Genomic DNA, 26,928 nt, shown 5'->3' with positions numbered 1-26,928 from the left:
CCTCGAAAATAGCCATGCATGAGCAATTTTATTGTTTCCGCCAGAAAGTACCGCCCTACCCGCTTCGATGAAGTGGTGGGCCAACAGCACGTTTCGCTTACGCTAAAAAATGCGCTGCAGAACGATCACCTGGCGCATGCATTCCTTTTTTGTGGCCCCCGGGGGGTCGGCAAAACCACCTGTGCCCGTATCCTGGCCAAGGTGCTGAACTGTCAGAATGTAACCGAGGACCACGAGCCATGCGGGGTTTGCGACTCTTGTAAGTCCTTCAGTGAGAATGCCTCCTTCAACATCACTGAGTTGGATGCCGCCTCTAACAACAGCGTGGAGCACATCCGCGCGCTCATCGAGCAGGTGCGCTTTCAGCCACAGCAGGGCCGGTATAAGATTTTCATCATTGATGAGGTCCACATGCTTTCCCAGCAGGCCTTCAACGCCTTTCTGAAGACCCTGGAGGAACCGCCTTCCTACGCCATCTTCATCCTGGCCACCACCGAAAAGCACAAGATTATCCCGACCATCCTGTCCCGGTGCCAGATTTTCGACTTCCGGCGGATACAGGTGCAGGATATGGTCGATCACCTGCAGAGCATTTGCGATACCGAAGACATTCAGGCCGACCCGGATGCCCTGCACATCATCGGGCAAAAAGCAGATGGCGCCCTAAGGGATGCCTTGTCCATTTTTGACCGCATCGTCTCCTTCAGTGGCAACCGCATTACCTACGAGGATGTCATTGAGAACCTCAACGTGCTGGACTACGACTACTATTTCCGGGTCGTGGACGCCATGCTGCAGGAGGACCGCAATCAGATGCTGCTGATTTTTGATGAAATCCTGCGCAAGGGTTTTGACCCTGATCTGTTCATCAACGGGCTGGCAGAGCACCTGCGTAATGTATTGGTGTGCAAAGACGCCCAAACCCTCGATTTGCTGGAAGTCAGCGGTGGGCTAAAAGACCGGTACGAGCAACAAGCCCGGCTGTTGCCCGCCCAACTGCTCCTCACCGCCCTGAATATTGCCAATGACTGTGACCTTGGCTATCGTCTGGCCCGCAACAAGCGGCTGCACGTTGAAATGGCGCTGCTCAAAATGACCTACATCAACCGGGCCTTTCAGCTGTCTGAAGCTCAGTTGTCTGCGCCTGCCCCGGAAAAAAAAACGGCTGACGTAAGCACCTCAGCGCCACCACCACAAGTCCCGGAACCTGCGCCTAAGCCCGTAGCAGCCCCTGAAGCGGAGACTTCCACCCCAACTATTGCGGACGAAGCGACAGTAGCACCACCACCGGATTTAGCAACAAAACCCGCCGCCCCCACGCCTGTAAAAAAGACTAAACATGTCTTGCCCAAGATGAAGAAGCTGGATGCGATGCTGGCTGAAATTAAGGAAGAAGAGGCACAGACAACTAAGGAGGAAACGGCAGAGCCCATCACCCTGGAGCGGGCACAGGAAGCCTGGGACCAATACATTGACCAATGCGAGCAGGAATCAGTGAAAGTAATCATGCGCAATTCTGAGCTCGCACTTTTGGGCGAACAGGAAATACAGGTGACCGTCTCTTCCAATCTGGCAGAAAATACCGTGAGGCAGGAAGACGGCTTGGTAGAGCACCTGCGCGCTACCCTCAAAGCACCAGGCATCCTGATGCGGGTGGAAGTGGATAAAAGCAGCGCTCCGGAGCCCCCGCCCAAGCCGAAACGGCTGATGACCAGCAAAGAAAAATACCTGGAGATGCGGGAAACCAACCCCCTGCTTCAGGAAATGCAAAAGCGGTTTGATTTGCGCCCCGATGAGTAGGGCTATATTGAGATCACACACTCAATGCGCGTTCAGCAGCTATTTGTTGCAAATGTTCTGTGCCGGACACTTTCTCCGGATTATCTTTGAAATGGGAGCACGCAACTGACGTTAACCTTTGGTTAGCTTATTTGCAAAGCGATACATCTCCGCAAACTAAACCTGAAAGGCTATGACTAGCGATCAGTCCCTTTGGTATCTGGAAAATATTGACCTGAGCGGCATCTTATGCCCGCGCAAAATTCAGCGGGGAGACCTGGATACCCATGAACAAAAAGTATTTGAGAAAGGCAGCTACATTTATTTGCCTGATGAATACGCCGACCGCATGTTTTTCATCACCGAAGGCCGGGTAAAAATCGGCACCTACAGCGATCAGGGCAAGGAGGTCACCAAAGCCATTATCGGCCCCGGCGAGGTGTTTGGCGAGCTGTCGATGATCGGAGAAAACAGGCGGCATGACTTTGCTTACGCTATGGAGCAGACCCATACCTGCGTCATGACGGTAGGAGATCTGGAGGATATGATGCGGGAGCACAGTGCCCTGTCCCTCTTCCTGATGCGCACCATGGGCTCCCGAATGCTGGAAATGGAGAACCGCCTGCAATCGCTCGTTTTCAAAGATTCCAGAACCCGCATAATTGACTACCTGGTCAGCCTCGTCCACAAAAAAGGGCAGCGCGTAGGCTATGAAATGCTGGTCCGGAAATTCCTCACCCATCAGGAAATTGCCAACCTCACCGCTACTTCCCGGCAAACCGTGACCACCGTCCTCAACGAGCTGCGCAATAAAGACATCCTTACTTTCGACCGCAAACGGCTGCTGGTCCGGGATATGGAAGCCCTTGAAAAGGAAAAATAATGTGTTTGCCCGTTTTTAGCGGTAACTGTCTTACCTTTGCGCCCTAAATCACTACGTTTGGCAAGGATTCTGAGCATCGACTATGGCACAAAACGCACCGGGCTGGCAGTGACCGACCCGTTGCAGATCATCTCTACCGGGCTGGACACGGTGCCTACCTCCGGGCTGGAAGCCTATCTGCAGGATTACCTGAGCAGAGAAGAGGTCGAAACCATCGTCGTTGGCGAGCCCCTTTATCCGGATGGCAATCCGGCCCAAATCCATCATATGGTGGTGGGATTGGCCCGGAAGCTGCGCAAACTTTTTCCCGAAGTGGAAGTTGTTATGCAGGACGAACGATTTACCTCTGAAGAAGCCAAATCTGTAATCCGTCAAAGTGGTGCCCGCCGGAAAAAACGGCAGGACAAAGGCCTTGTGGACAAAGTAAGCGCCGTCCTCATCCTGCGGGATTATCTTGAACAAAACCGGTACTAATTCAATCATGATACTGCCCATTTACGCATACGGACAACCTGTCCTCAAAAAGGAAGCAGAAGACATACAGCCGGACTACCCCGGCCTTACAGAGCTGATCGAGAATATGTGGGAGACCATGTACTTTGCCGAGGGCGTGGGGCTTGCTGCTCCCCAAATTGGCCGGTCTATCCGCATTTTTATGGTCGACACCGCACAGGTCGAACGTGAAGACAGCGAGGAGGAAGGCATTAAAAAAGTTTTCATCAATGCCCACAAAGTAGAAGAAGGGGGCAATCCATGGCCTTATGAGGAAGGCTGCCTGAGCATCCCGGATGTGCGGGGCGAAGTAGAGCGCCCGGCGCAGATTCGCCTGCGCTATATGGATGAGAACTTCGAGGAGCACGAGGAAGTATTCACCGGGTTTAATGCCCGGGTCATTCAGCATGAATACGACCATATTGATGGCATCCTTTTCACGGAGCACCTCAAGCCGATCAAACGACGCCTTGTCCGCCGAAAGCTGGACAGCATCAAAAAAGGTAAAATCAAGGTGGACTACAAGATGAAGTTCCCGCGGTAAACAACACTTCCTGCTTTCAGAAAATACGAGCGGAGCGCCCTGGGCTCAACCTGCGCGATAGAAAGAAGGCGCCACCCCAAACTTTTTCTTAAAAGCCTTGGTGAAGGAACGACGGTCAGAAAAGCCGAGCTCCCGGGCGACACTACTCAGTTTTTCACCTTGTTGTACCAGGTCAGTTGCTTTCTCCAGGCGCAGTTCCAGTACCTGCTGATAAGGCGTGATGCCGAATGCCTGCTTGTAAGTCCGCAGCAAGTGATATTTGGATAGCAAAGCCGCTTTAGCCAGCTCTTCCAGCTGCAGATCGTTACAGTAGTTGTCGTAAATATACTGCCGGGCGGTGCACAAACGGCGGTACAGTTCTTCCCGTGTAGACCGCCGGGCACAGTCAATGCCCCTCATCTCCTGTTCGGTACGCCAGTGGGTGCGCAGGAGTGCTGTTGCCACATCAAAAAATACCTGATTGAAATCGAGTTGCTGATGGGTAGCAAGGGCCGGGCGCAGTTGTTCGAGGTAGCGGCCGAGCTCATTCTCATCCGTCCGGTAAATCTTTTCCAGAAAACGAGGTGCTTTGTTGGACTTCGGTGCCGGGTGGTCCAGTAGATCCTCCGTATTGCGCGACAAGCCTGAGGCAGCTTCCTGAATCAGGCGTGGGCTCAGGTAAAAGCAAAAGCCCTCCACCGGCGTGGGATTACGGATAAAACAATCGAAGGTTTGATGGCGGTTCACCAGCAGGTATTCTCCACGCTGCAGGCTGACCTGACGGTTCCTGAAGAAGTAACGCTCCGTGCCAATATGCCCCAGCTTAATTGACAGGCCGGAATCACTGACGGATTTGTCAAAATCCCTAAGCCGGGAGTGAATGATAAGATCGTCGAAGTTAAGTGGCGTTTGCTGCAATTGCTCTGACATACGGACGAGCGGTTGCCGGTTGAGCATCCCATTACCTGTTAATAGCGTCATATTGGACTGCATTTGAGACTATGTTGGGACTCCACCCTTTGGGCTGCATTTGCCAAATTTTATCCTGAACTTCGTTGCTCTTCAGTCGCTTAGCTTTGGCTAGGCTCCTTCATCACGCCTTGTTCAGAATAAAATTTGACTACATTCGCTCCAAAAGCGGATTCACAACATAGTCTTAGTGTTTTGCCGATGGTACCGGCATGAATACCGCAGCGAAAGGCACTGCGGGCAGTTTTATTTACGTAACAGATGATGGGCAATGAAAGCAGGATTGACCTACCTAAAATTATTGCAGCTTAAAGATTGGAAATATCAGTGATTTAAAGAGAATTAATCTATCAACGCTGTTTTTTTGCCGACGAAAGCAGGCAGGCAGCCCTCTGTACAAAAGGAAGCGCCGCTTTTGGGAGACAAAACACTCCCAAAAGCGGCGCAGTAGAATATCATAGGCGGATGCCTTACTGTACCACAACCAAGGTAGTCTCTACCCGTTGGCCGGCCGTAATACGCAGCACGTAGCTGCCAGCAGGCAGATCAAGATCAAGGGCCTCTCCGTGCCAGCCAAAGCTGCGCTGCCCCAAGTCTTCCTGATGTACCGTCTGCCCCTGCAGATTCACGACTTCCAATTGCACTTCAACCGCCCTGGGCAGATCGTAGCTGACCAGCAGTTCGCCGGCAGTAGGATTCGGTGCAACGCGGAGTTCAAAGCCATTGGTTGTCCGCTCATTTTGAGTAGAGGTGGGCGTTTCCAGCGGTTCTGTGGTATACAACCGGTATGCTCCGGGCTCAAGTGGCAGCAACTGATTGGGCGTAATCACCTGAAAGGTTTCTCCGGTGAAGTATTCGTACCAGGTGCCCGTCTGCGTGAATACCTGAGACGCACTCTGATTGGTCACCCCAAAGTTGGCGACAGCCACAGCATCCATGCTTTCGTGCCGCAGTTTGATCACCTTTGTGGAAGGCGCCAGGTCATACTCAATATCATCGGTATGAAATACGTCATAGGCCTGCGTCACCAGGATGAGGTCGCTCATCGTTTCGTAAAGGTCGCGCCGCCCTTCTTCCTCCAGAAAGTCCCACCGGATAGGCTTGGGGCCGGTCCGGCAATCCTGATTGATGCTGCCATCTTCGCAGTAGTTGATGGAAAAATCATAGCCCAGTTCCCCAAACTGCCAGAGCATTTTTGGCCCGGGGATGGTGTAGAACATCGTAGCGCCGGCCGCTACCCGGTCCAGGGCTGTTTCCAGCTCTCTCACGTTGTAGTCGCCCTGTGAACTGCCGAACTCAAGGGCTTCGTACACCAGCCGCTCTTCATCATGGCTTTCCATGTAAGACACGATACCCGGTACATCCCAGCCGCGGTGGGTGTAGGAAGCGCCGGAAAGATTGGAGCCAAAGCCGAGCACGGCATTTTTGTATTGCGGCTGCATATTGTTCCACATCAGCATGCCCTCGCCGTAGTTGGCCATTTCCACTTCTTCAGCCCAGTCGCCCAGATGCTCCATGATGGCGTAGGAGCCCGGTGAGGCATCCCACATTTCATCCGCGTAGTCTTTGATGATGACCAGCCGGGACGGGTCGTAGGCACTCCAGGCGCCCACATCGGTGGTCTCTACTTGTGTAAACCCTTTAGAAAGGTCGAAGCGAAAGCCATCCACCCGCATTTCCTCCAGCCAGTAACGCATGGTACGCTTTACAAACTCCCGGGTGTGCGGGCTTTCGTGGTTGAAGTCATAGCCTACGTTGAAAGGGTGCTTGGCAAATTCATTCAGCCAGGGGTTGTCAGGCGTTGGGCGGAAGTTATTCCCATCCCAATACAGCTGTGCAAGGGGGCTTTGGCTAAAGGCATGGTTGTACACCACGTCGATAATCACGGCCAGCCCGCGCTGATGGCAGACATCCACAAAGCGCTTGAATTCATAAATCGGTCCGTAGTACTTGTCCAGCGCCATGTGGAAGGACGGGTTGTAGCCCCAGCTGATATTACCCTCAAACTCATTCACCGGCATCAGCTCAATGGCATTGATGCCAAGGCGCTTGAGGTAGTCAAGGGTGTCGATCAGATCGGTATAGCTGTGGCTTTCGAGGAAGTCGCGTACCAGCAGCTCATACACCACGAGCCGCTCTTTGGGCGGGCGCTCGAAATTGTCCACCTGCCAGTCGTACTCCGCCACCTGCGGGTCTACCAGGGACACGATCCCCTGCGCATTATCCGGATAATCGGGCAGGTTCGGATACACCTCCTCTTCAATAAAGGGGTCGTTGCCGGGGTCCAGCACCAGCGTACTGTAAGGATCTGCCACCCGGATGCTGCCATCGACCAGGTATTGGAAAGTGTGTGGCCCTTCGGGGTCCAGTCCATCAATTTCTATCCACCAGTTACCGGAAGCGGAGGGCGTCATTTGGTATTCCGTCAGCGGGCGGTAATCGTTGAAGCTGCCGAGGACGAAGACGTGCTCTTTGTTGGGAGCGAAGAGATTCAGGCGGAGGGTACCGGATTCGAAAGTGATACCAGGCTCCAGGTCAGTAGGCACAGCCTGAGGGGCAACATCCAGAGGAACGGCGTAGGCGAAGTCCAGCACGATACTCTCTTCGCCATTGTCTACCGTGATTTCGACCAGGTGGGTACCCGCTTCACCGGCAATCAGGTCATACTCCAGAAGCGCTGTGGCCTCAGAGATCAGTTCTTCACCGTTATCGGTAACTGTTATAGTAGCTTCTTCCGAAATGGCTACCCGCACCGGTATGGTTTCTCCGGTTTGTGCGATGATGGCATTGCTGGCAGGGCTTTGCAGTACGGCTGTAAAACCAACCCCAGCTTCGAATAGCTCAAGAAAGATATCGCCACCGCCCGTTGCTCTTCCGGTTTGGTTACCGGCAGCATCGCGGAACACGAAAGCCATTTGCTCTACCGTCTCACTACCGGGTACGCCGTAATAGGCGTTGACCGAAGGCGAAAAGGTGTAGCTGTAGAGATTGTCCTCCCCGGGCACCGGTGTCATCTTCCAGTCATCGTTGGCCTGCCCCCATGTGGTAGGCACGTAGCGCCAGTCGGCGGGGCTTGAGCTGACATTGGTGATCACGCCCGTGTGCAGGTACACATCGCACCCACAGTTTTCCAGCCCTCCGTTGCCTTCTGAGGCGTTGAAAAAGACCGTGACTTCATCTTCGGGTGTTGGGAATGCTGGTTCGCTGTAAACGACCTGAGCTTGCAGGAGCGCAGTATTTAGGCCGAGCAACAGCAACGGCAAAATTGATTTAAGCATGCTAATGATTTTTCTTTCAGTTTTATGATAGCAAGACTATCAAATTTACGCAAATTTCGGGACGTCTGTGCCATCAAATTGACTGAATGGAGACAAAAAGAGCAGTCCATTCTACATCGGGACGCCCAAATGGAGGATGCGCCCTCCGGTCTGATTGATCGGGCTCACACTCTTTCCTATGACCACTCCATCGTGTGGCGCGGTGTAGCGCTTGATAAAGTCCCCGAAGATATTGCGCAAAGTGGCGACTTCCTGCCCGGCTTTAACGCGCTCCGTCAGGCCAGGCTGCACCGTGAGAATCCCTCCCGTATCCGTATACAGCCAGCTGGAATCCTTGCACAGAATTGCAGGCTCTTCCGGCTCTTCCACCGTGTCCCCCGTCATGCCCAGATGCGCCAGTACGTTGTGGATACCGGTCAGCCCGGAGCGGATATGCCCTTTCTGAAAAGTATTGGGATTGCCGACTTCCAGTGTGATGGCATGTATGCCTAACTCATCGGCAGCCCCACGGAGCGTACCATCGGAAGGCGGGTTATGGACGATAATCTGAGCGTTTTGCAACAACGCCATACGGCGGGTAATTTCACTACTCATATCTGCCCGGATGTAATAGGAATTGACCCGGCCAAAACTCGCTGTATGCAGGTCAATGAGGTAGTCAAATTTGGCAACTATCCAGTTAACGATGCGGTAAGCATATACTTGGCTGACGTTGCCGTCTTCCCGGCCCGGCATAATATGGTTGAGGTCGGTGCCATCGATGAAGCGCCGTTTCTTGCGCAATAAGCTCGGCAGGTTCACCACAGGCACACCTACTATAGTGCCTTTAATTTCCCGGGCATCAATCTCCCGAAAAAGGCGCTGAATCACCGGTATCCCATTGAGCTCATTGCCGTGCACCGCAGCGGTCAACCCCACTACCGGGCCCTCTTCCACACCTCTTGCCACTATAACCGGGATGAATACGGGCATACCCATGCCATCGGTCACGAGGTGGAGCCAAAAACGCTGTAAAGTGCCTTGGGGTACAGCTTCTAAATCGAGTTCCCGGATGACGGGGGCGTCATCGGGCAGTGCAGAGTAGGTGGATTCCATATACTTTTTTTAGCTGAGCGAACATGGGGGCAACAAAGGTAAGCCCTAAACCCTAAAAAATACGCCCCGCAACTGTTCTTTGTTTACGGGGCGGATAGGAAGTCCAAAATACGAAAATCAAAGAAAACAAATGGGTCAGGTCAGGTGCAATTGTATGCCGTTGTCTCCAGGCGTGTAAGTTTCCAGGGATTGCGCCTTGAGTTGGTAGACCGAGCGATAAGCCTCCGGATTATTCAGGAAGGCATCGACACCGATTTTAGTACCATCGTCGAGCAGGGCTGCGAGCGGTTGGTCGACCTTCCAGATTTGGGGCAGGGCATCGCGCAGCTTCAGGTCCCAATCCTTATAGTATTGCTCAAAATCTTCGGGGCGGAGCTGTCTGCGGCAGCAATCATGCGCACACTGCAGGTCCATAGGCTGTGTCAGGTTGAAGAGGCCGTACTCATCGGTGATTTCCTCACCGGGCTGAATGTCACGAATGGCAATTTCAAAGCCATAGCCGGTGCTCATGGTGTTGCAGTTGCAGCAATGATTGACATACTTGGCGAAGTCCCAGCTGACAATACGGTACCCGCGTTCATCAATGTAGGAATACTTCTCAATAGCGGCTTGCATTTCGGGATTATGATTCCGGTAGGTGTTCGGGCTGATCTCCATTTCCAGGCTGTCTTTGACGTAGGTAATGGTGCCTTTGGGCAAAAACCGGGTAGCAAATACACCATAGCCTTTGTGGTCGTCGATGTATTGCAGTTGAGTATGCGGATGGATCATTGTTTAGAATAATTGGGTTTCGTCCTTGAGCCAACCGGTTATGCTGCACCGTTCGCGGTGGGCAACTTCAACTTCGTGCTCAATGGCATGGCTTTCAAACAGCATCAGGCGTCCGGCTTCCGGCAGTACGGTAAGCGTCTCTTCTGTGCCATCTTCGTTAGGCAGGTATAGTTTCAGGGCGCCACCATCGGCTGCCGTCCATTCCGGATTGAGGTAGCAAATAGCGGACAACTTACGCGACTGCGTGCGGTGGAAAACATCGAGGTGGCGTTTGTAAAAACCACCCGGCTGGTAAACAGCAAAGTGCATCTCCATGTCCCGAATCCCCAGGTAGCAGGTGCGATTGAGGTATCGGATCATATTTTGCAGGCGTTCAAAGTAAGGCAAACAGGATACAGGAGGATCATTGTGGTCTATCCACCGGATTTCATCCCTGCGAATTTTCTGATTGCGTTGAAAATCCGCCCCCTGTCCTATACCTGCAGGATTAAAGGCGCCCTCTGCTTCCTCAGCATGTATAGTATTAAGGATCTGGCTGACTTCCACAGGGCTGAGAAAGCCATCGATAATACTGTAGCCCCGCTCTGCAATCTCAATAGAAGCCTGTTCGTATGTAGCTTCCTGAAGAAGCGCGATCGTTTTGGTCATAATATTTGCTATTGCAGATTGGCTTCCTCACTCAGCCAGTACTGCGGATGGTTGTATTTTGGTGGTTTGCTGGCCCTGCCGGCCTTTTTGGGCCGGGGGGCATCCTCCTGCCCAGTGCTCCGCTTTTTAGGGCGTGCTTTGTCTGTGGATTTACCTTTCCTGCTCATTTTTTCAGGCAAAAAAGCGCGCAGATTCTGAATAAAAACTGAATTTTACCGCCCTGAATAAAAAAATATGAAGGTTTTACTTATCGGAGCTGAATCCTCCTCCCGAATAGCCCTGCAGCGATACCTGAAAAGACAGGGATTGGAGGGCCAAACGGTTGCTCAGCCGAAGGCTGCTGTACAGAAAGTGCTACAGGTGGAATTCGATGCTGTAGTGGTAACAGAGCCGCTCGAAAAAGGCAGCGCCATACGCCTGGGGCAGTTGCTCCGGCAGCAGGAGATGCAGGGCGGGCTGCTGTTGCTCACCCCAGCTACCCTACCCGCTTATCGGATTGAGGCCCTGGAATCGGGCTACGATGACGTACTGTCTCTGCCATATGATTTAGCAGAAGCCCACGCCCGCCTCAAAGCCATCGTACGCCGCCGCACCGGGCTGTATCAGCGGGAGCTCCGGCTGGACAGCCTGGTTGTCCTGCCTGACGAAGCCACTGTATGGATTGGCGGGCAACGTCTGGAGCTCACCAAAAAAGAGTTTAACATCCTGTTTTTCCTGGCCCGCAACCGCAATCGCGTAGTCAGCAAAGACCAATTGATTGACTACCTTTGGGGTGAAGAGGCAGAAGACATAGATGGGTATGATTTTCTGTACGCTCACCTGAAGAACCTCCGCCGGAAACTAAAGGCGTTGGGCGCGGAGGGCCTCATCGAAACACTCTACGGCATGGGCTACATCCTGCGGTCCTGACTGGGCTGAATTTAATACCAGACTCAACAAGGGCCACTGCCCGCTCGTTTATTCGAAGTACAACAATCGAAACATGGAAGTCGCAACAAAGAAAATAGAACTCCGCAACCTCACCCTGGATGATTACATCGGCCTGAAAGAGGCGATGATCCAAGCCTATTCGGGCGGTGGGGTGACGCACTGGAATAAAAAGGCCATACAAAAACTGCTCAAGGTTTTTCCGGAAGGGCAGCTTTGCGTAGTCGTTGACGATAAAGTGGCGGCCTGTGCGCTTTCTATCATCGTCAACTATGACAAGTATGGCGATAAACACACCTACGATCAGATTACCGGCAACGAGACCTTCAATACGCACGATGAAAACGGAGATGTGCTCTACGGCATTGAGCTGTTTGTGCACCCGGAGTTCCGGGGCATGCGCCTGGGGCGGCGGCTGTATGATGCCCGCAAGGAACTCTGCGAATCCCTCAACCTGCGCTCCATCATCGCCGGTGGGCGTATCCCCAAATACAGGGAATATGCCGATGAGCTGACGCCACGGGAGTACATCAATCAGGTGAAGATGCGGGAAATCTACGATCCCACCCTGACCTTTCAGCTGTCCAATGATTTCCACGTCCGTAAAATCATTCAAAATTACCTGCCGGAGGACAAAGCCTCGAAAGAGTATGCCACCCTGCTGGAATGGAACAACATCTACTATCAGGAAGAGGAAAAGCTCATCAATGTCCCTAAATCGGATGTGCGTATCGGTATCGTACAGTGGCAGATGCGCTTGTTTCCCAACTTTGATGCCCTCATCCGGCAGGTGGAGTACTTTGTAGACGCCGTGAGCGACTATCAGTCCGATTTCATCCTGTTCCCGGAGTTTTTCGAAGCGCCCCTTATGGCAGATTACAACCACCTGGGGGAGGCTCGTGCCATACGGGAACTGGCCGGGTATACCAATGCCCTGCGCGAGAAATTCACGGAGTTTGCCGTCAGCTACAACGTCAACATCATTACAGGCAGTATGCCTAAAGTAGAAGAGGATGGGCACCTTTATAATGTGTCTTACCTGTGCCGGCGCGATGGCACATGGGAAAAATACCAGAAAGTACACATCACACCTTCTGAGCGGGACGCCTGGGGCATGAAGGGAGGCAGTGAGCTGAAAGTCTTTGATACTGATTGCGGCAAGGTGGGCATTCTCATCTGCTACGATGTGGAATTTCCGGAGCTGGCCCGCATCTACGCAGATCAGGGCATGCAGCTGCTCTTCGTGCCATTCCTCACCGATACACAGAATGGCTACAACCGGGTCCGGCTCTGTGCGCAGGCGCGGGCGATCGAAAATGAGTGCTATGTCATCATGGCGGGGGCAGTGGGCAATCTGCCCCGCGTTAATAATATGGACATCAACTACGCTCAGTCTGCCATCTTTACCCCTTCCGACTTTGCATTCCCTACCAATGCCATCCGTTCTGAGGCTACTCCTAATACCGAAATGACGGTGATTGCGGATGTCAACCTGGAACTGCTCAAAGAGCTGCACGAATACGGTAGTGTGAATACGCTCAAAGACCGGCGCAAAGACCTCTACGAGGTAAAACTAAAGAAGTAATGAGCCTGAAAAAAGGAGAGGACAAGCAGTTTGACGAGGACGTTCTGCGCCACTATGGGGTCAATCCGGACTATGTACACGAGTTGTATTTCCTGCAGGTGGAACTGCTAAAATTGCAAAAGCACATTCATGAGCAGGGGCAACGGCTGGCGATTTTTTTTGAAGGCCGGGATACCGCCGGTAAGGGCAGTGCGATTGCCCGTTTTTCTCAATTTCTTAACCCACGCCACTACCGCATCGTAGCCCTGGGCAAGCCTTCGGAGGAAGAGCGCGGGCAGTGGTATTTTCAGCGTTATATCCGGCAGTTGCCCAATGCCGGGGAAATGGTCTTCTTTGACCGCAGCTGGTACAACCGGGCGGTGGTGGAGCCGGTCATGGGCTTCTGTACGCAGGCGCAGTACGAGCTGTTTATGCAGCAGGTCAATACCGTGGAGCGCATGCTCACCGATGATGGCATTACTCTGGTCAAGTTTTGGTTTTCCATAGATGCCGAGGTGCAGCGCAGTCGTATCGAAGACCGCCTGTCGAGCCCCCTTAAGCAATGGAAAGTCAGCCCGGTCGACCTCCTTGCCCAGGAAAAATGGGATGCTTTTACGGCTTACAAAGCGCGTATGTTCGAACAGACTTCCACTGAGGCCAACCCCTGGTTCGTTGTCAAAGGCAATGAGCGGGAGCGCGCCAGAATTGCGGCAATGCGCCATGTGCTTTACCTCCTTGATTATGCAGGTAAGACGGAAAAATTACAGCCCCCGCCAGAGGAGATCTTGCAACGGCTCCGTTAAGAGTTAAGATAGCTCAGTAACGTCAGGAGGCCATATCCGCTCCTTCAGGCGCTACCTCCGGCATATCCCCTTCCACCCCTTTCGGATCAACATCCGGTGGCAGCGAAGGCGGGAAATAGGATTGGGCTTATATGGCCTTCATGGTTGTTGCTATTAATCAGGTTTGATAGTTTGGGCTACCGGCCGTTCGGCTTTCCACTCGCCCGCTCCACTGCGCTGCCACTAATTGCATCGCTAAAAAAAAGCGCGTTGGCGAAAATACGGTTGGTGCCGTACCAAAAAGCCCGGAAATTGGGGTCAAAAGGCAGGCAGATGACCCGTCCCTGCCCTGCACCGCTGACTATAGCGGCAGCAGCTCCCGCCAGCTTGCGCTCATGCTCCGGCCGGGCATAACCGCTGATCAAAGGTGGCTCCGCATAAACGGCAGGCGTGGCATACCGGTTGTCGGTGGGGCGATAGGCTGTAGTGCCCCGCTGGAAAACAGGAATAGAGGAGCGGGAATACCCAAAAAACAGTGGATGGCTCAGATCAGCTTCGATCTCCATAATGGCACCACCAATGCGATCAGAGCCCCGGTCCGCACCGAGCTTTTCATAAGGTCGCTGCCCGGACGCCTCCCGGGCATCTCCAATGGCACTGACCTTCGCTAACCCCTGCCGGTCTGCCCAGTCAATGGCGGATTTAACAGCAATCAGGTTACCGCCATCGCTTACCCATTCGCGCAGGTTGTTATTGCCGCTTTGGCTAATGCTGCCATAACTGCCATTGACCATGATAATCGTATTAAAATCCGTCAGGTCTGCCCGGCCAAGTTCATCGGTTTCCAGCATCGTGAGCGGGATGCCGTAGCGCTGATCGAGCAGGTGCCAGGCCGCGCCAGCTTCATAGGCATAAACGCCCTCCCCTACGATCAGGGCGGCCTTCAGCGCCTCCAGCCGTTCAAAACTCCGGCTGCCGAGGTCTATGCCGGTTGGGGTCAACCCCGTGCTGACGGCGGTGATGGCTGCACAGCCTGCGCCTGCCTTTTTGACTTGCTCATGGATTTCAGTGGCAGACTTTTCCTGATTTTGAACGGGTACCAAAATTGTGCCCCGCTGATAGGCCTTTCCATTTAACACAAAGGGTTCGGTAGCGACTTTGGTGCGCAGGCCAGCTGCCTGAATCTGGTACAACGCTTTCGGAGCGCAGTAGCTTTCCCATTCCAGCAGATAAGCGTAGGCACTTTGCTCCGGAGCAGCAAAAGCAGCTTCCGGTACCGCCTCTACGAGCTGACCAAGCAAGCGATTGCTAAACTGCCCATCGCCAAGCTCCGCGTAGTCCATGCCAAAAGCCAAGGGCAGCGTCCAACTGGACACATCGTAAAAAATACTGTCGGTAAAGGAGGTCATGGTCTCAAACATGCCTCTCACCAGCCGGTACTGCGCCTGTTCTGCAGGCACCACATAGCTCTGACCCGGCGCATACACCACCCCTTCAGCTTCCACCTCCCGCTCCAGCTGATAGACCTGCACTTTATGCTTCAGCAAAAGATCGAGAAAAGCCGAAGTCCGTACCGGGTCTTCCGGTGCTCCAAATACGTAGCCTTTGACTTTAGCGCCCCGCGCTTCTTCCAGCCCGTCCCGGTAAAAATCATACTGATACTGCAGCAGGTCCTGACGCAGCGCCACCCCCGCCTTTTGGGTGGAAAGCGCCGTGCGTACCTGATTGCGGATGGTAAAGGGGAAAGTCAGCAGGCCATTCTCCGTCTCCTGCACATGCCCGCGCGAGCTCGCCTGCTCGAACAGGATCCCAATACCGCCATTCGCATCCGGGTAGGTGGAGCCCTTGCCGTAGTAAAAATCGTCGTAGCTCTCCTTGGTATAGTAAAGGGAGCCGATGTCGTCCAGGGCTTCCGCATGAAAATTGCCGATGCGCCCGGTCAGCTCCTGATTCAGGGGCGGAGTAATGGGGTTGGTCCGGGACGGAATACCCGGCATAAAGAAGAAGGTCGCATTGGAGCCCATTTCGTGGTGGTCCGTCAGCACATTGGGCTTCCATTGATGGAAAACCTCAATGCGGCCCCGGCTTTCCGGATGCTGTACCAGCAGCCAGTCGCGGTTGAGGTCAAACCAGTAGTGATTGGTGCGGCCGCCGGGCCAGCTTTCGTCGTACTCCCGATCCTGAGGGTTGGGAGTGAGGTGCAGGTTCTTATGCATATTTACCCAGGTGGAAAAGCGGTGGAAGCCATCCGGGTTGAAGCAGGGGTCGAGCAGAACAACCGCTTCATTCAGGGTTTGCAGGACTTCCGGGCTCTGCCCTGCCGCCAGGTAATAGGCGACCAGGGGCGCTGCGTTGCCCCCGCTAGCTTCATTGCCATGTATGCTAAAGCCCTGATAGAGGACTACCGGCTGCTCCTTTCCAGGCTTGCGGTTGGTTTCCGGGTTGGAAAGGGCCACATGCTGCGCCTGTATTTTGTCCAGCCGATCCTGATTATCCGGGGAGGTGATAGTCAGGTAAAGCAAAGGGCGACCTTCGTAACTGCGGGCATACTCGGTATACGTCACCCGGGGAGAGGCTTCCGCCAACGCCTTCATGTAGTACACCAGTTTATCATGGCTCAGGTGCCACTCCCCAATTTGATGCCCGAAGAAGGACTCCGGAGTCGGGATGCGTTCATCGTATTCGATATCCGGCAGGTAGTAACTTAAAGGTTGCTGTGCGAAGCTTAGTTGGGTAAAAAAGGCCAGCAGGCAGGCTAGCAGCGTGGGCTTACAACTCATTGGCGTTGGTTTTGGTTATTGTTTGCCCTTAAAATGAGGATTTTTTGGGAATTGTTGCCAAAGCCATTCAAAGCAGCAACAGAATTCTCTCTTTTTCAAACCAAAGCCCCCGCAGAAACGTATTTTTGTCCACCAACGAATCTACAGACCATGTACATCCTGCTCATATCTATCGTTATCGGCCTGTTTGTGGCCATGCTGTTTGTCAATGTCTACTTCCGGGTGAAGGTGCTGAAGAGCTACCGCAAGCTGATCAAGGCGCGGGTGGAATTTGGCGCGGCGCACTTGTTCAACAAAGAAAAAATGGAAGCTGAGGTGATGCCCAAGTACCCGGATATGCGGGAGGAAATCGAGACCTTCACCAGCCATATACAATACTCCATGCGCATGGCTACGGTGCTGATTGCGCTGATCACGCTCTTTGGGGCGATCCTGATGTACTACCGGTAAACCGTGAAATGGGGAATATGCCGAAAATCCCCTACTTTTGCAGCCGTAAAAAAGGACCACCTATGTTAAAGATTGGCGTTTTGGGCACCGGCCACCTCGGTAAAATCCACCTCAAGTGCATTCAGCTGGCGGAGGAGACTTACGAACTGATTGGCTTCTATGACCCCGATGATGCGGCCGCCCGGCAGGCAGAGGAACAGTATGGCGTGCAGCGCTGGACCGACCTGGATGCTTTAATCGCTGCAGCGGATGTGATCGATATCGTGACACCAACCACCACCCACTTCGCGCTCGCCAAACGGGTCATCGGGCAGGGCAAGCACCTTTTTATAGAGAAGCCCCTGACCAATACCATGGACGAAGCCAAAACCCTGCTGCAACTGGCCAAAGAAAAGGGTGTAAAGGTGCAGGTAGGCCATGTGGAGCGCTTCAACCCGGCACTGCTGGCATTGGGCGATCAGCCACTCAACCCCATGTTCATTGAGGCACACCGCCTGGCGGTCTTCAACCCTCGGGGTACGGACGTCAGTGTAATCCTGGATTTGATGATCCACGATTTGGACATCATTCAAAGCCTCGTGAAATCGCCGGTGAAATCCATCAGTGCAAGTGGCGTGCCGGTGGTAAGCGAGAGCGCCGATATTTGCAATGCACGCATAGAGTTTGAGAATGGCTGCATCGCCAATCTTACCGCCAGCCGCATTTCTATGAAGCAGATGCGCAAGGTGCGCTTTTTCCAGAAAGACGCCTACATCAGCCTCGATTTCCTGGAAAAGGAAGCACAGGTCGTCCGCCTTTACGATACGGATGCAGCCCCTACTCAGCTACCTCAGGACAACCTTATGGAGCTGGAAACCCAGAGCGGCAAGCGCTACATCCATCTCTCCATGCCTGAAACCGCGCCGGTTAATGCTATCAAAATGGAATTGGAATCCCTGGCCCATAGCATTGAAAGGGATGAACGCCCGGTAGTCAGCATCGAAGATGGTTACCGCGCCCTGGATTTGGCGCATCAGATCATGGACCAGATTGAGGAGCGGCTGATTGCTGCCAGGTCCTCCTCCTGACTTCGTCATTTAACTGACGAAGCCGGTGTAATCAGGCAAGCCGGACAACGTTTTTGGAGTTTTAACACCTGTAACACCCAACCTTTGACGCTAAATTCCGGCTCTTGCTTACCAGAGCCGACAAACTATTAAGCTATGAAAAAGCAAAACTCATCCTTTTTACCCGCTCTGATTTTAGCCGCCGCTTTGTTGGTCAGCTGTGAAATCATCAATCCGGAAGAACCCATTCCGGGGTACATTCACATCCCTTCCGTGAGTGTACAAACAGCTGCTGACGAGGGCTCCGCTTCCTCAAATATCTCGGAAGCCTGGGTGTCTGTAAACGGTAGCTTTGTAGGTGCCTACGCATTGCCGGCTACGCTGCCCGTACTGGAGGAGGGCGTATCAGAAGTTGTGGTACAGGCCGGCGTAAAGGACAATGGCCTGGGCAACAGCCCTGACATTTACCCCTTCTTTGCCAACTTTGAGACACAGGCTGACCTGGGGCCCAACACCACGGATACCATCCGCCCGGTCTTTCGCTACAGCGACAACACCAAATTTGCCTTTATTGAGGATTTTAATGAAGGGACGCAGATCTTTTCCGAAATACGACGGGGCAGCCTTTCACAAATGTCATCTGTAGATGAAGATGCCTTTGAAGGCCGCTCCCTTCGCATTGAGCTGGACACCTCCGCAGCCATTGTAGAGGCAGCCACCTTTGAGCGCTACGCGGACCTTACCGGCCCTTTTACCACAAGCGTATATCTGGAGGTAGACTATAAATCCGATGTGCCGGTTACTTTCGGGATCATTGGCTTTGACAATGCAGGGACTATAGGCAACGGGCAGGCTATTTTCCTTTCTGGTTTCAACGCTTCCGGGGAATGGAAAAAAATCTACTTCAACCTTTCCGCTGCCGTTGTGGAATCCGGGCTTGATGAATACCAAATTGTTTTTCAGGCTCTTATCCCTATTGAGAATGGGCAATTCGTACGGAATGAAGCAGTAGTCCTGATGGATAATATAAAGCTGTTGCATTTCTAACTGCTCAGTCCTGAACCAAGCAACTTATCTACATGCAAAAAAACATGAACCGACAGCGCCGTTTGCACACCTTGCAATATCAGGTGGCAGACTTCATTACAGCCATGCTGTCCTGGGCTTGTTTTTTCGTGTACCGCAAGCAGCTGGAAGCCCCTCAACCGGACTGGTCGGTGATCAGTACGGATACGAATTTCTGGTACGGCGTACTGGTTATTCCTACCGGATGGTTGCTATTCTACTCCATTTTTGATCAGTACCGGGATATTTACCGCCTTTCCCGCCTGGCTACGCTTGCCCGGACCTTCTTCCTAAGTTTTCTGGGGGTCACTTTCCTGTTTTTCACCCTCATTCTGGATGACTTTGTTACCAACTACACGACCTACCGGGCCTCCTTCACCACACTATTCCTGCTGCACTTCCTGTTGACGGCCACGGTGCGCATGTACATTCTGACCCGCGCCAGCCAACGCCTCAAGAAAGGCCTGATCACCTACAATACGCTCATCATTGGCAGTAACCAAAAGGCCGTGGAACTCTACGAAGAAATCAGTGGCCGGGAGAAAGGGCTGGGCAATAAGTTTATCGGCTTCATCAGCCTGAACGGTACAGAAGAGGAGGAACTGGCCGCTCACCTACCCCGCATTGGCGGTATGGATGTACTGGAGCAAAGTATCATAGACCTGAATATAGAAGAGGTCATCATCGCTATTGAGACCTCAGAGCACAACCGCCTCAGGGAGCTGCTTAATATCCTGTTCGATTTTGATGAGCAGGTGCTGGTCAAGATCATCCCGGACATGTACGATATTATGCTGGGCACCGTAAAGATGAGCCACATTTACGGGGCAGTACTCATCGAAATCCGGCAGGACCTGATGCCGAAGTGGCAACGCCTGGTCAAGCGGCTTATTGACCTGACGGCCTCCGCGATGATGTTGTTGATCCTATCGCCCCTGTACCTGTACATTGCCACCCGGGTACGCTTGTCCTCACAGGGCCCCATTATTTTTCAGCAGGAACGCATCGGGCTGAACGGCAAGCCCTTTATGATCTACAAATTCCGGTCTATGTTTACAGATGCAGAAAAGGATGGGCCACAACTAAGCTCCGATACCGACAACCGATGCACGCCCTGGGGAGCAGTGATGCGCAAGTGGCGGCTGGATGAGCTGCCGCAGTTCTGGAATGTGCTGAAAGGGGACATGTCGCTCGTTGGCCCGCGGCCGGAACGGCAGTATTTCATTGACCTGATCACCAAAGAAGCCCCGCACTACAAACACCTGCTCAAGGTACGCCCTGGAATCACCTCCTGGGGACAGGTAAAATATGGCTATGCTTCCAACCTGGACCAAATGCTACAGCGGCTGAAGTTTGACATTCTTTACATTGAGAATATGTCTCTGGCACTGGACTTTAAAATCATGTTCTACACCCTGCTGGTGCTCCTGCAGGGCAAAGGAAAGTAGGGAAGCCCGAAAGGCTTGGTAATCTGGCGCGAGTATTGTATCTTTGCCCCTCAATTTCAATATTCATCTTTTCAAACAGATAGAATCATGTTCGCAATCGTAAAAATAGCTGGTCAACAGTTCAAAGTTGAGGAAGGGCAGAAGCTTTTCGTCCACCAGCTAGAAGCCAGTGAAGGAGACAACGTATCCTTCGAGGACGTACTGCTCGTCGACAACGGCGGCAAAGTCTCTGTAGGCACGCCGACGCTGAACGCCAAGGTAAGCGCTACGGTACTCGGCCACCAGAAAGGAGACAAAGTTATCGTCTTCAAAAAGAAGCGCCGCAAGGGCTACCGTCGTAAGAACGGTCACCGTCAGCACTTCACCCAAATCCAAATCGACAGTATCGCCGTTTAATCCCCGGCCAGGGGTGCGGTTTTTGTAAAACCTAAAATTGTTTAAGACATGGCACACAAGAAAGGTGTAGGTAGTACGGACAACGGCCGGGACAGTAAATCGAAAAGACTCGGCGTTAAACTATTCGGAGGCCAGCACGCTAAAGCCGGCAACATCCTCGTTCGTCAGCGCGGTACCAAGTACCACCCGGGCGAAAACGTTTACATGGGCAAAGACTTCACGCTGCACGCAGGCATCGAAGGCACCGTAACCTTCCGCCGCCGCCGCAAGAACCGCCTTTACGTTAACGTTATGCCTAATGGTTCTGCTAACGGCAACGGCGCAGCAGCAGTAGCGGCTCCGGCTCCTGAAAAGAAAGAAGCACCTGCTCCAAAGGCAAAAGAAGAAACGCCAAAGGCAAAAGCTTCCAAATCTGAAAAAATTACCTTACCTTCCGGTAAGAAAATCAATCAGGATGACCTGAAGATGGTCGAGGGCGTAGGCCCGAAAATCGAAGGTCTGCTGAATGAAGGCGGTATCCACACTTGGGAAGACCTCGCCAATGCACCTACTGAAAAGGTACAGGCGATCCTCGATGAGGCAGGTCCCCGCTACCGGATGCACGACCCTGCTACCTGGGCTAAGCAAGCTAAACTTGCGCACGAAGGTAAGTGGGAAGAGCTCGAAGAACTTCAGGACCGCCTTGACGGTGGCCGTGAAGTCAGCGACGAGAAGGAGTAAAACATAGGAACCGTTGGGGCAGGCACTTTACCGCCCCAATCGGTTCAACTATAAGATTTTTTAGTTTTCATAGCTTTATATTTCAGGGCCCTGCTTTTGGTAGGGCTTTTTTTATGCCCTTATCTGTCCAATAGCCCTTGCAGGTAATGCTCCCCCACCCCAAAGTCCGACTTAATCCGCTCCACCTCAGCTAAAGCGGAGGCATTGCGGCGGCCCTTGATGCCCACAATCATCAGGTTTTTGGGCGTATGCTCGGTGGAGACGAATTCGAACACCTTGGTCTCATACCCCCGGTCTTCCATCAGCAGGGCGCGGATGCCATCGGTGACGAGTTCGGCCTGCCGCTCCTGCAGGATGCCGTGCCGGAGCATGGGCTGTAAGCCTTCGGTGGGCTGCATGGCTTTGCGGACCTGCTTATGGCAGCAGGGCGCCACGATGATGATCTCCGCTCCCGCCTGCACGCCTTTGGCAATGGCAATATCCGTGGCGATGTCGCAGGCATGCAGGGCGATGAGCATGTCTATGCGCTCCGGCTCGTACTCAAAAATATCCTGTGCGCGGAACTGCAGCCCGGTGAACCCTACTTTGGGCGCCAGCTCATTGCCGAAGCCGACCAGGTTTTCCCGCAGCTCAATACCCGTAATGGAAGGCTGCCAGCCCCGGTTGTTGACAAGGTGGTCGTAAAGGGCGAAAGTCAGGTACCCCTTGCCGGAGCCCATATCGACAATATGTGGCTGCCGGGGGAAGTCCCCATGCTGCTGCAGGAGGCTATCCACGATCTCAATGTATTTATTGATTTGGCGGAACTTGCGCTGCCCGTCCGCCCGCACCTTGCCTTCAGCCGTGGTGATGCCCATAGCCTGCAGATAGGCATTGCCGGAAGCCTCAATGAAATACTGCTTGGGCTTGTTGTGCGCCTTCGGGGGCGGTGCCGCTTTTGAAGCCTGCCGCTGATGCAAACGGGGTTTCCGCTTGCGGTTGTACTGCAGGCTGTAATCCGCTTCGGTAGTCAGCAGGTCGGCATTGAGGAAATCCTCCCCCAGCCACAGGCCGATCATCGGCACCGCCTCCTCCGGGGGGTGGTTCTTCGTGATGTCCCTGGTGCTGTAGCGCAGGGTAAAGGACACTTGCGGCGCCCCCTTCAGCTCGATGAGGCGGGCGTAGACATTCTTAAACGACTTGTCCGCACCGCCCGGCTTGCTCAGGGTCAGTTTTACGAAAGTGCCCTGCGAAAGGCTGCGCTGCAGATGCTGCAAAAAAGTTTCCTTGGCTTCCATACTTCTATTAAGTCTTTTCAGTCCGCATTAGTTGAAAAGCTGAACAAAGCGGGATTTTTTTTTATTTTGCTCTAAATTACTACTGCGATACGTATGAAAAACACCATTCTTCTCCTGCTGAGCCTGCTCTCCATCCAATTATCCGCACAGGTTACCTTCCCCAACAACGGCGTGGAAGACCCGCGCGAACGCTACTACGCCCTGACCGGGGCGACGGTTTTCACCGATTTCGACACCAAAGTGGAAAATGCCACGCTGGTCATCCGCGATGGCTATGTGGTCTCCGTGGCGGCCGGCGGGCAGGTACCGCAGGGCGCTGTGGAAGTGGAAGTCAAAGGCAAGGTCATCTACCCGGCATTTATCGACCTCTACAGCGACTATGGCATGCCGGAGCCTAAAGCGGAGGGCCAATCTCCTGACCGCAAGCCACAGATGCTTTCCAATAAAGCAGGCGCCTACAGCTGGAATGAAGCTTTGAAGCCAGACTTTGAAGCCCATGCCCATTTCAACCCGGATGCCAAAGCGGCCAAAACCCTGCGGCAAATTGGCTTTGGTGCCGTGGCGGCTCAGCGTATGGATGGCATTTCACGCGGCACGATGACGCTGGTAGGGCTGGGTGACGAACGCGCCCACGAGATGATTGTAGCCGAAAAAGCCGGCCATGCGCTTTCCTTCAGCAAAGGGACTTCCACGCAGAGCTATCCCAATTCCCTGATGGGCATGATCGCATTGCTCCGCCAAACTTACTACGATGCCGGCTGGTACCAACAGCAAAGCGAAGAGGTGAACCTGTCGCTGGAAGCCTGGAATGCCGTACAGGAGCTGCCCCAGTTCTTTGCGATTGGCGACCGGCTGGAAATCCTGCGGGCAGCTAAGCTGGGTGCTGAATTTGACAAAACCTATATTTTCAAAGGCACGGGGGACGAATATCAGCGCCTGGATGCCCTGAAAAACCTTAACACCGCCTTCATTCTCCCCCTCGACTTCCCGGATGCCTACGATGTGACTGACCCTTACGATGCCCAACAGGTCACCCTGGCGCAGCTGAAGCACTGGGAGCTTGCCCCTTCCAACCCTGCCCGCCTGGCCAATGCCGGTATCCCCATCGCTTTTACGGCGGATGGACTGGAAAAGAAAACCGACTTCCTCAAGCATTTGCGCAAAGCGGTACAGTACGGGCTCGACACCACCGCTGCCCTGAAAGCGCTGACCTACACCCCGGCAGAGCTGGTGCAGGCGACGGATCACCTTGGAGGGTTGGAAAAAGGCAAGCTGGCCAATTTTATCGTCACGGACGGCTCCCTCTTTGGGGACGGCACGGAAATTTATCAGACCTGGGTCAAGGGCAAAGCTTACACCCACAAAGCCATTGCCACCCCTCAGCTGACCGGGCAGTACGACCTCCAAGTAGGCAGCGACACCTATGCTTTGGAAATCACCGGCACCGATGAGCAACCGGCTGCCAAAATCAACACTACTGATTCCACTTCCGTAAAGGTCAAACTGGAAAGAGCGGATGAACTGCTGACCCTTTCCTTTGCCCCTGACTCCACCGGGCAGGTCCGCCTCTCCGGCACCCTCAACGGGCGCAACTGGAGCGGCCGCGGGCAATCGGCCGACGGGCAGTGGGTGGACTGGCGGGCGGCCTTCCAACAACCGGTTGAAGCAGACGAAAAGGACGAAGATGCGAAAAAGCCCGCTCCTGCCCCGGAATTGCCGGAGATGGGCGACCTCATCTACCCCTTCACCGCTTACGGCTGGACGGAGCGCCCCGAGCCCCAAACCTACCTCATCCAAAATGCCACCGTTTGGACCAACGAAGCGGACGGCATACTGGAAGCGGCCGATGTGCTGCTGCAGGACGGCAAAATTACGGCCATTGGGCAGGGGCTGAAGGCCAAGGGCGCAACGGTCATTGATGCCACCGGGCTCCACCTCACGCCCGGCATTATTGACGAACACTCCCACATTGCCATCAGCCGGGGCGTGAACGAAAGCTCACAGGCCAGTACGGCCGAGGTGCGCATTGGCGACGTGGTGAACTCTGAAGATGTCAACATCTACCGGCAGTTGTCAGGCGGAGTAACGACCTCCCAACTGCTGCACGGCTCTGCCAACCCCATTGGCGGGCAGTCGGCCATCATCAAGCTGCGGTGGGGCTACACGCCGGAGGAAATGAAATTTAAGGAAGCCGCTCCCTTCATCAAGTTTGCGCTGGGCGAAAACGTCAAGCAGTCGAACTGGGGCGAAGACTACCGCATCCGTTTCCCACAGACCCGCATGGGCGTGGAGCAGGTGTATGTGGATAAATTCACGCAGGCCGTCGCTTACGGCGAAAAGATAGCCTCGGGCGCCCCCTACCGCCGCGACCTCGACCTGGAGACGCTGCTGGAGATTGTCAACGGAGAGCGCTTCATCACCTGCCATTCCTACCGGCAAAGCGAAATCAATATGCTGATGAAGGTAGCCGAGCAGTTTGGGTTCCGCGTCAACACCTTTACCCACATCCTGGAAGGCTACAAAGTGGCAGACAAAATGGCGGCCCACGGCGCCGGCGGCTCAAGCTTCTCCGACTGGTGGGCGTACAAATACGAAGTGCAGGAAGCCATTCCCTACAATGGTGCGCTGATGCACGAGCAGGGTGTCACGGTGGCTTTCAACTCAGACGATGCAGAGATGGCCCGCCGCCTCAATCAGGAAGCTGCCAAAGCCGTGCTTTTCGGTGGCGTATCTGAGGAAGACGCCCTGAAGTTTGTAACCCTGAACCCTGCCAAACTCCTGCACCTTGATGAATACGTGGGCAGCATCAAAGCAGGCAAGCATGCCGATGTAGTGCTCTGGTCCGGCCACCCCCTGTCCATGTACAGCCGGGCGGAAAAGACCTTCATCGACGGCACCCTCTTCTTTGACCGGGCCGCCGACCTGGAAGCCCGGGAAGCCATCGCTGCCGAGCGCCACCGCCTCATTCAGCTGATGCTGGACGACAAGAAGAACGGCGGCAAAACCCAGAAAGTGAGCAGCCAACGGCAGTACCGCCACTACCACTGTGATGATTATGAGGATGAGGCGCGGTAGGGGGGGTGTTTGTGTACAGACTACGTCAGGCTTGTGCGTTTAGAACCTAAGGTAAGATTTTCTTCAACGCATCAAGACTTTGGCGATCATGATACATTCTCACGACGATTACCCGATCTTTATCCTCTTGAACAGTGTAAATGATTTTCACTTTGTACCTGTTAGGGATATACCGGTAAATTGCACCTGTTGCTTCGGAAGTCAGCAGTTCAGGGTACCGGTTGGGGAGTTTGACTAAGGACTGAGCCAACTTTAGTACTTCCGAACTAACGTAGTTAGCTTGCTTGTCTGAGTCTGTTCGACGGATATAATCTGTTATATCTTTGAGGCTCTGCCTGGCCCCACTGGTAATAACTACCTGATAGGATTTCACCATTTCTCGACTTCTGCCTGTAGCTCTTCCAATGTAATGAAATCACCTGCTTCAACAGCAGCAACAGCAGCATCCAATTCAGCAGCCAACTCATTTTTATAGACAGGTTCGTGTGTACTGGTCCGATAGCCAACGATCTCGTTTTCCTGCTCTTTGACGTAAGTATCCAACATAGAATGAACAACTTTCAAAAAGCGCTCATCCTTCACTTGCTCCAGGTAAGACTGGATTTCGGCTCTGATTTCTACAGCACTCATAAGCATTTGTTTTGTAATCATAAATATAATGGTTTTATCCCAAATGGACTCACCCTAATCGCCGCATCATACCCGCTGCGCTACAGCCTGCGTAATCTCCAGCTCCTTTTCCACCGGGAGACACAGTATCCAAAATACGCTCTAGCCAGCCGCGGTGCAACTGTTACGGTCTTAATGCTGGCTGGATAGCTACCGCGTTGGTGTAAGCGACTTGTTGCAGCTGCTTTTGAACGGCGGCTTGTAAGCTGCTGTCAGCGGAGAGCGTAAACTAGTTGCAGCATGGATTAAGTATACCTAGATTGTATGTAGCTAATCAAATTTATAATAGCC

At 53.5% G+C, this 26,928-nt stretch carries 24 protein-coding genes; 14 read left to right on the top strand and 10 right to left on the bottom strand.

Features of this window, described 5'->3' with window-relative positions; all coding sequences use genetic code 11:
* Positions 1 to 18: 18 nt before the first annotated feature.
* From IX84_RS12155 to def, 4 genes are all read left to right on the top strand, one after another.
* Complete coding sequence (locus IX84_RS12155; protein WP_044220715.1) at positions 19 to 1,800, top strand: DNA polymerase III subunit gamma/tau; 1,782 nt, start codon at positions 19 to 21, stop codon at positions 1,798 to 1,800.
* A gap of 172 nt (positions 1,801 to 1,972) precedes the next feature.
* Entirely contained in the window at positions 1,973 to 2,662 is a 690-nt protein-coding gene (locus tag IX84_RS12150; protein WP_044220712.1) for a Crp/Fnr family transcriptional regulator, read from the top strand.
* A 57-nt stretch (positions 2,663 to 2,719) separates the two neighbouring features.
* On the top strand, positions 2,720 to 3,136 hold the full coding sequence (gene ruvX, locus IX84_RS12145; protein WP_044220711.1) for a Holliday junction resolvase RuvX: 417 nt from the start codon (positions 2,720 to 2,722) through the stop codon (positions 3,134 to 3,136).
* A gap of 7 nt (positions 3,137 to 3,143) precedes the next feature.
* Positions 3,144 to 3,698 (top strand): peptide deformylase, encoded by a 555-nt coding sequence (def, locus tag IX84_RS12140; protein WP_044220707.1) that lies wholly within the window; start codon positions 3,144 to 3,146, stop codon positions 3,696 to 3,698.
* 45 nt (positions 3,699 to 3,743) lie between these two features.
* On the opposite strand, the gene IX84_RS30955 is transcribed toward def, so the two are convergent.
* The 6 genes from IX84_RS30955 to IX84_RS33340 form a co-directional block, all read right to left on the bottom strand.
* A complete protein-coding gene (locus IX84_RS30955; RefSeq protein WP_160213749.1) occupies positions 3,744 to 4,658 on the bottom strand; it encodes a helix-turn-helix transcriptional regulator in 915 nt (304 codons plus the stop codon).
* 458 nt (positions 4,659 to 5,116) lie between these two features.
* Positions 5,117 to 7,924, bottom strand: coding sequence for an alpha-amylase family glycosyl hydrolase (locus tag IX84_RS12130; RefSeq protein ID WP_044220703.1), 2,808 nt, complete (start codon positions 7,922 to 7,924; stop codon positions 5,117 to 5,119).
* 111 nt (positions 7,925 to 8,035) lie between these two features.
* Entirely contained in the window at positions 8,036 to 9,019 is a 984-nt protein-coding gene (locus tag IX84_RS12125) for a succinylglutamate desuccinylase/aspartoacylase family protein (RefSeq protein WP_044220700.1), read from the bottom strand.
* A 135-nt stretch (positions 9,020 to 9,154) separates the two neighbouring features.
* Positions 9,155 to 9,790, bottom strand: a complete 636-nt coding sequence (locus IX84_RS12120) for an SET domain-containing protein (RefSeq protein ID WP_044220697.1) — start codon at positions 9,788 to 9,790, stop codon at positions 9,155 to 9,157.
* Positions 9,791 to 9,793: 3 nt separating this feature from the next.
* Positions 9,794 to 10,438 (bottom strand): 2OG-Fe(II) oxygenase, encoded by a 645-nt coding sequence (locus tag IX84_RS12115; protein WP_044220694.1) that lies wholly within the window; start codon positions 10,436 to 10,438, stop codon positions 9,794 to 9,796.
* Positions 10,439 to 10,446: 8 nt separating this feature from the next.
* The gene (locus IX84_RS33340; RefSeq protein ID WP_160213747.1) at positions 10,447 to 10,605 is read right to left on the bottom strand and encodes a hypothetical protein; all 159 of its coding nucleotides are present in this window, start codon (positions 10,603 to 10,605) and stop codon (positions 10,447 to 10,449) included.
* Between the two features lie 67 nt (positions 10,606 to 10,672).
* Here IX84_RS33340 and IX84_RS12110 point away from each other — a divergent pair, with 67 nt between their 5' ends.
* From IX84_RS12110 to ppk2, 3 genes are all read left to right on the top strand, one after another.
* Complete coding sequence (locus tag IX84_RS12110) at positions 10,673 to 11,347, top strand: winged helix-turn-helix transcriptional regulator (protein ID WP_044220691.1); 675 nt, start codon at positions 10,673 to 10,675, stop codon at positions 11,345 to 11,347.
* 73 nt (positions 11,348 to 11,420) lie between these two features.
* A complete protein-coding gene (locus IX84_RS12105; protein WP_044220688.1) occupies positions 11,421 to 12,950 on the top strand; it encodes a carbon-nitrogen hydrolase family protein in 1,530 nt (509 codons plus the stop codon).
* Positions 12,950 to 13,732 (top strand): polyphosphate kinase 2, encoded by a 783-nt coding sequence (gene ppk2 / locus IX84_RS12100; protein ID WP_081968725.1) that lies wholly within the window; start codon positions 12,950 to 12,952, stop codon positions 13,730 to 13,732. The genes IX84_RS12105 and ppk2 overlap by 1 nt, the downstream gene beginning before the upstream one ends.
* A 176-nt stretch (positions 13,733 to 13,908) precedes the next feature.
* Here the strand turns inward: ppk2 and IX84_RS12095 are convergent, their stop codons facing one another.
* Positions 13,909 to 16,491, bottom strand: coding sequence for a M14 family zinc carboxypeptidase (locus tag IX84_RS12095; RefSeq protein WP_044220684.1), 2,583 nt, complete (start codon positions 16,489 to 16,491; stop codon positions 13,909 to 13,911).
* 150 nt (positions 16,492 to 16,641) lie between these two features.
* Between IX84_RS12095 and IX84_RS12090 the strand changes: the two genes are divergently transcribed.
* The 6 genes from IX84_RS12090 (at position 16,642) to rpmA (ending at position 21,616) form a co-directional block, all read left to right on the top strand.
* Entirely contained in the window at positions 16,642 to 16,941 is a 300-nt protein-coding gene (locus IX84_RS12090) for a hypothetical protein (RefSeq protein ID WP_039730538.1), read from the top strand.
* Between the two features lie 62 nt (positions 16,942 to 17,003).
* Positions 17,004 to 18,008 carry a Gfo/Idh/MocA family oxidoreductase gene (locus tag IX84_RS12085; RefSeq protein WP_044220679.1) on the top strand — a complete coding sequence of 335 codons (1,005 nt, stop codon included), beginning with the start codon at positions 17,004 to 17,006 and terminating at the stop codon, positions 18,006 to 18,008.
* A gap of 135 nt (positions 18,009 to 18,143) precedes the next feature.
* Entirely contained in the window at positions 18,144 to 19,034 is an 891-nt protein-coding gene (locus IX84_RS12080) for a hypothetical protein (protein ID WP_044220676.1), read from the top strand.
* A gap of 44 nt (positions 19,035 to 19,078) precedes the next feature.
* On the top strand, positions 19,079 to 20,500 hold the full coding sequence (locus IX84_RS12075) for a sugar transferase (protein ID WP_044220673.1): 1,422 nt from the start codon (positions 19,079 to 19,081) through the stop codon (positions 20,498 to 20,500).
* Positions 20,501 to 20,587: 87 nt separating this feature from the next.
* Positions 20,588 to 20,896: a 50S ribosomal protein L21 gene (gene rplU, locus IX84_RS12070; RefSeq protein ID WP_044220670.1), complete on the top strand. Its 309-nt coding sequence runs from the start codon at positions 20,588 to 20,590 to the stop codon at positions 20,894 to 20,896.
* Positions 20,897 to 20,944: 48 nt separating this feature from the next.
* Complete coding sequence (rpmA, locus tag IX84_RS34555; RefSeq protein WP_044220667.1) at positions 20,945 to 21,616, top strand: 50S ribosomal protein L27; 672 nt, start codon at positions 20,945 to 20,947, stop codon at positions 21,614 to 21,616.
* Positions 21,617 to 21,735: 119 nt separating this feature from the next.
* Here the strand turns inward: rpmA and IX84_RS12060 are convergent, their stop codons facing one another.
* Positions 21,736 to 22,893, bottom strand: coding sequence for a class I SAM-dependent methyltransferase (locus tag IX84_RS12060; RefSeq protein WP_044220664.1), 1,158 nt, complete (start codon positions 22,891 to 22,893; stop codon positions 21,736 to 21,738).
* 93 nt (positions 22,894 to 22,986) lie between these two features.
* Here IX84_RS12060 and IX84_RS12055 point away from each other — a divergent pair, with 93 nt between their 5' ends.
* Complete coding sequence (locus IX84_RS12055; RefSeq protein ID WP_044220662.1) at positions 22,987 to 25,968, top strand: amidohydrolase family protein; 2,982 nt, start codon at positions 22,987 to 22,989, stop codon at positions 25,966 to 25,968.
* A gap of 46 nt (positions 25,969 to 26,014) precedes the next feature.
* Here the strand turns inward: IX84_RS12055 and IX84_RS34550 are convergent, their stop codons facing one another.
* Together IX84_RS34550 and IX84_RS12045 are read right to left on the bottom strand one after the other, a co-directional pair.
* The gene (locus tag IX84_RS34550) at positions 26,015 to 26,344 is read right to left on the bottom strand and encodes a type II toxin-antitoxin system RelE/ParE family toxin (protein WP_044220660.1); all 330 of its coding nucleotides are present in this window, start codon (positions 26,342 to 26,344) and stop codon (positions 26,015 to 26,017) included.
* Complete coding sequence (locus IX84_RS12045) at positions 26,338 to 26,598, bottom strand: hypothetical protein (RefSeq protein ID WP_044220657.1); 261 nt, start codon at positions 26,596 to 26,598, stop codon at positions 26,338 to 26,340. Before IX84_RS12045 ends, IX84_RS34550 begins: the two co-directional genes overlap by 7 nt.
* Positions 26,599 to 26,928 lie beyond the last annotated feature (330 nt).

The organism is Phaeodactylibacter xiamenensis (assembly GCF_000759025.1).
GTDB classification, from domain to species: domain Bacteria; phylum Bacteroidota; class Bacteroidia; order Chitinophagales; family Saprospiraceae; genus Phaeodactylibacter; species Phaeodactylibacter xiamenensis.
Note: the sequence above shows the minus strand (reverse complement) of the source record. Positions and strands in the feature narration are given on the sequence as shown.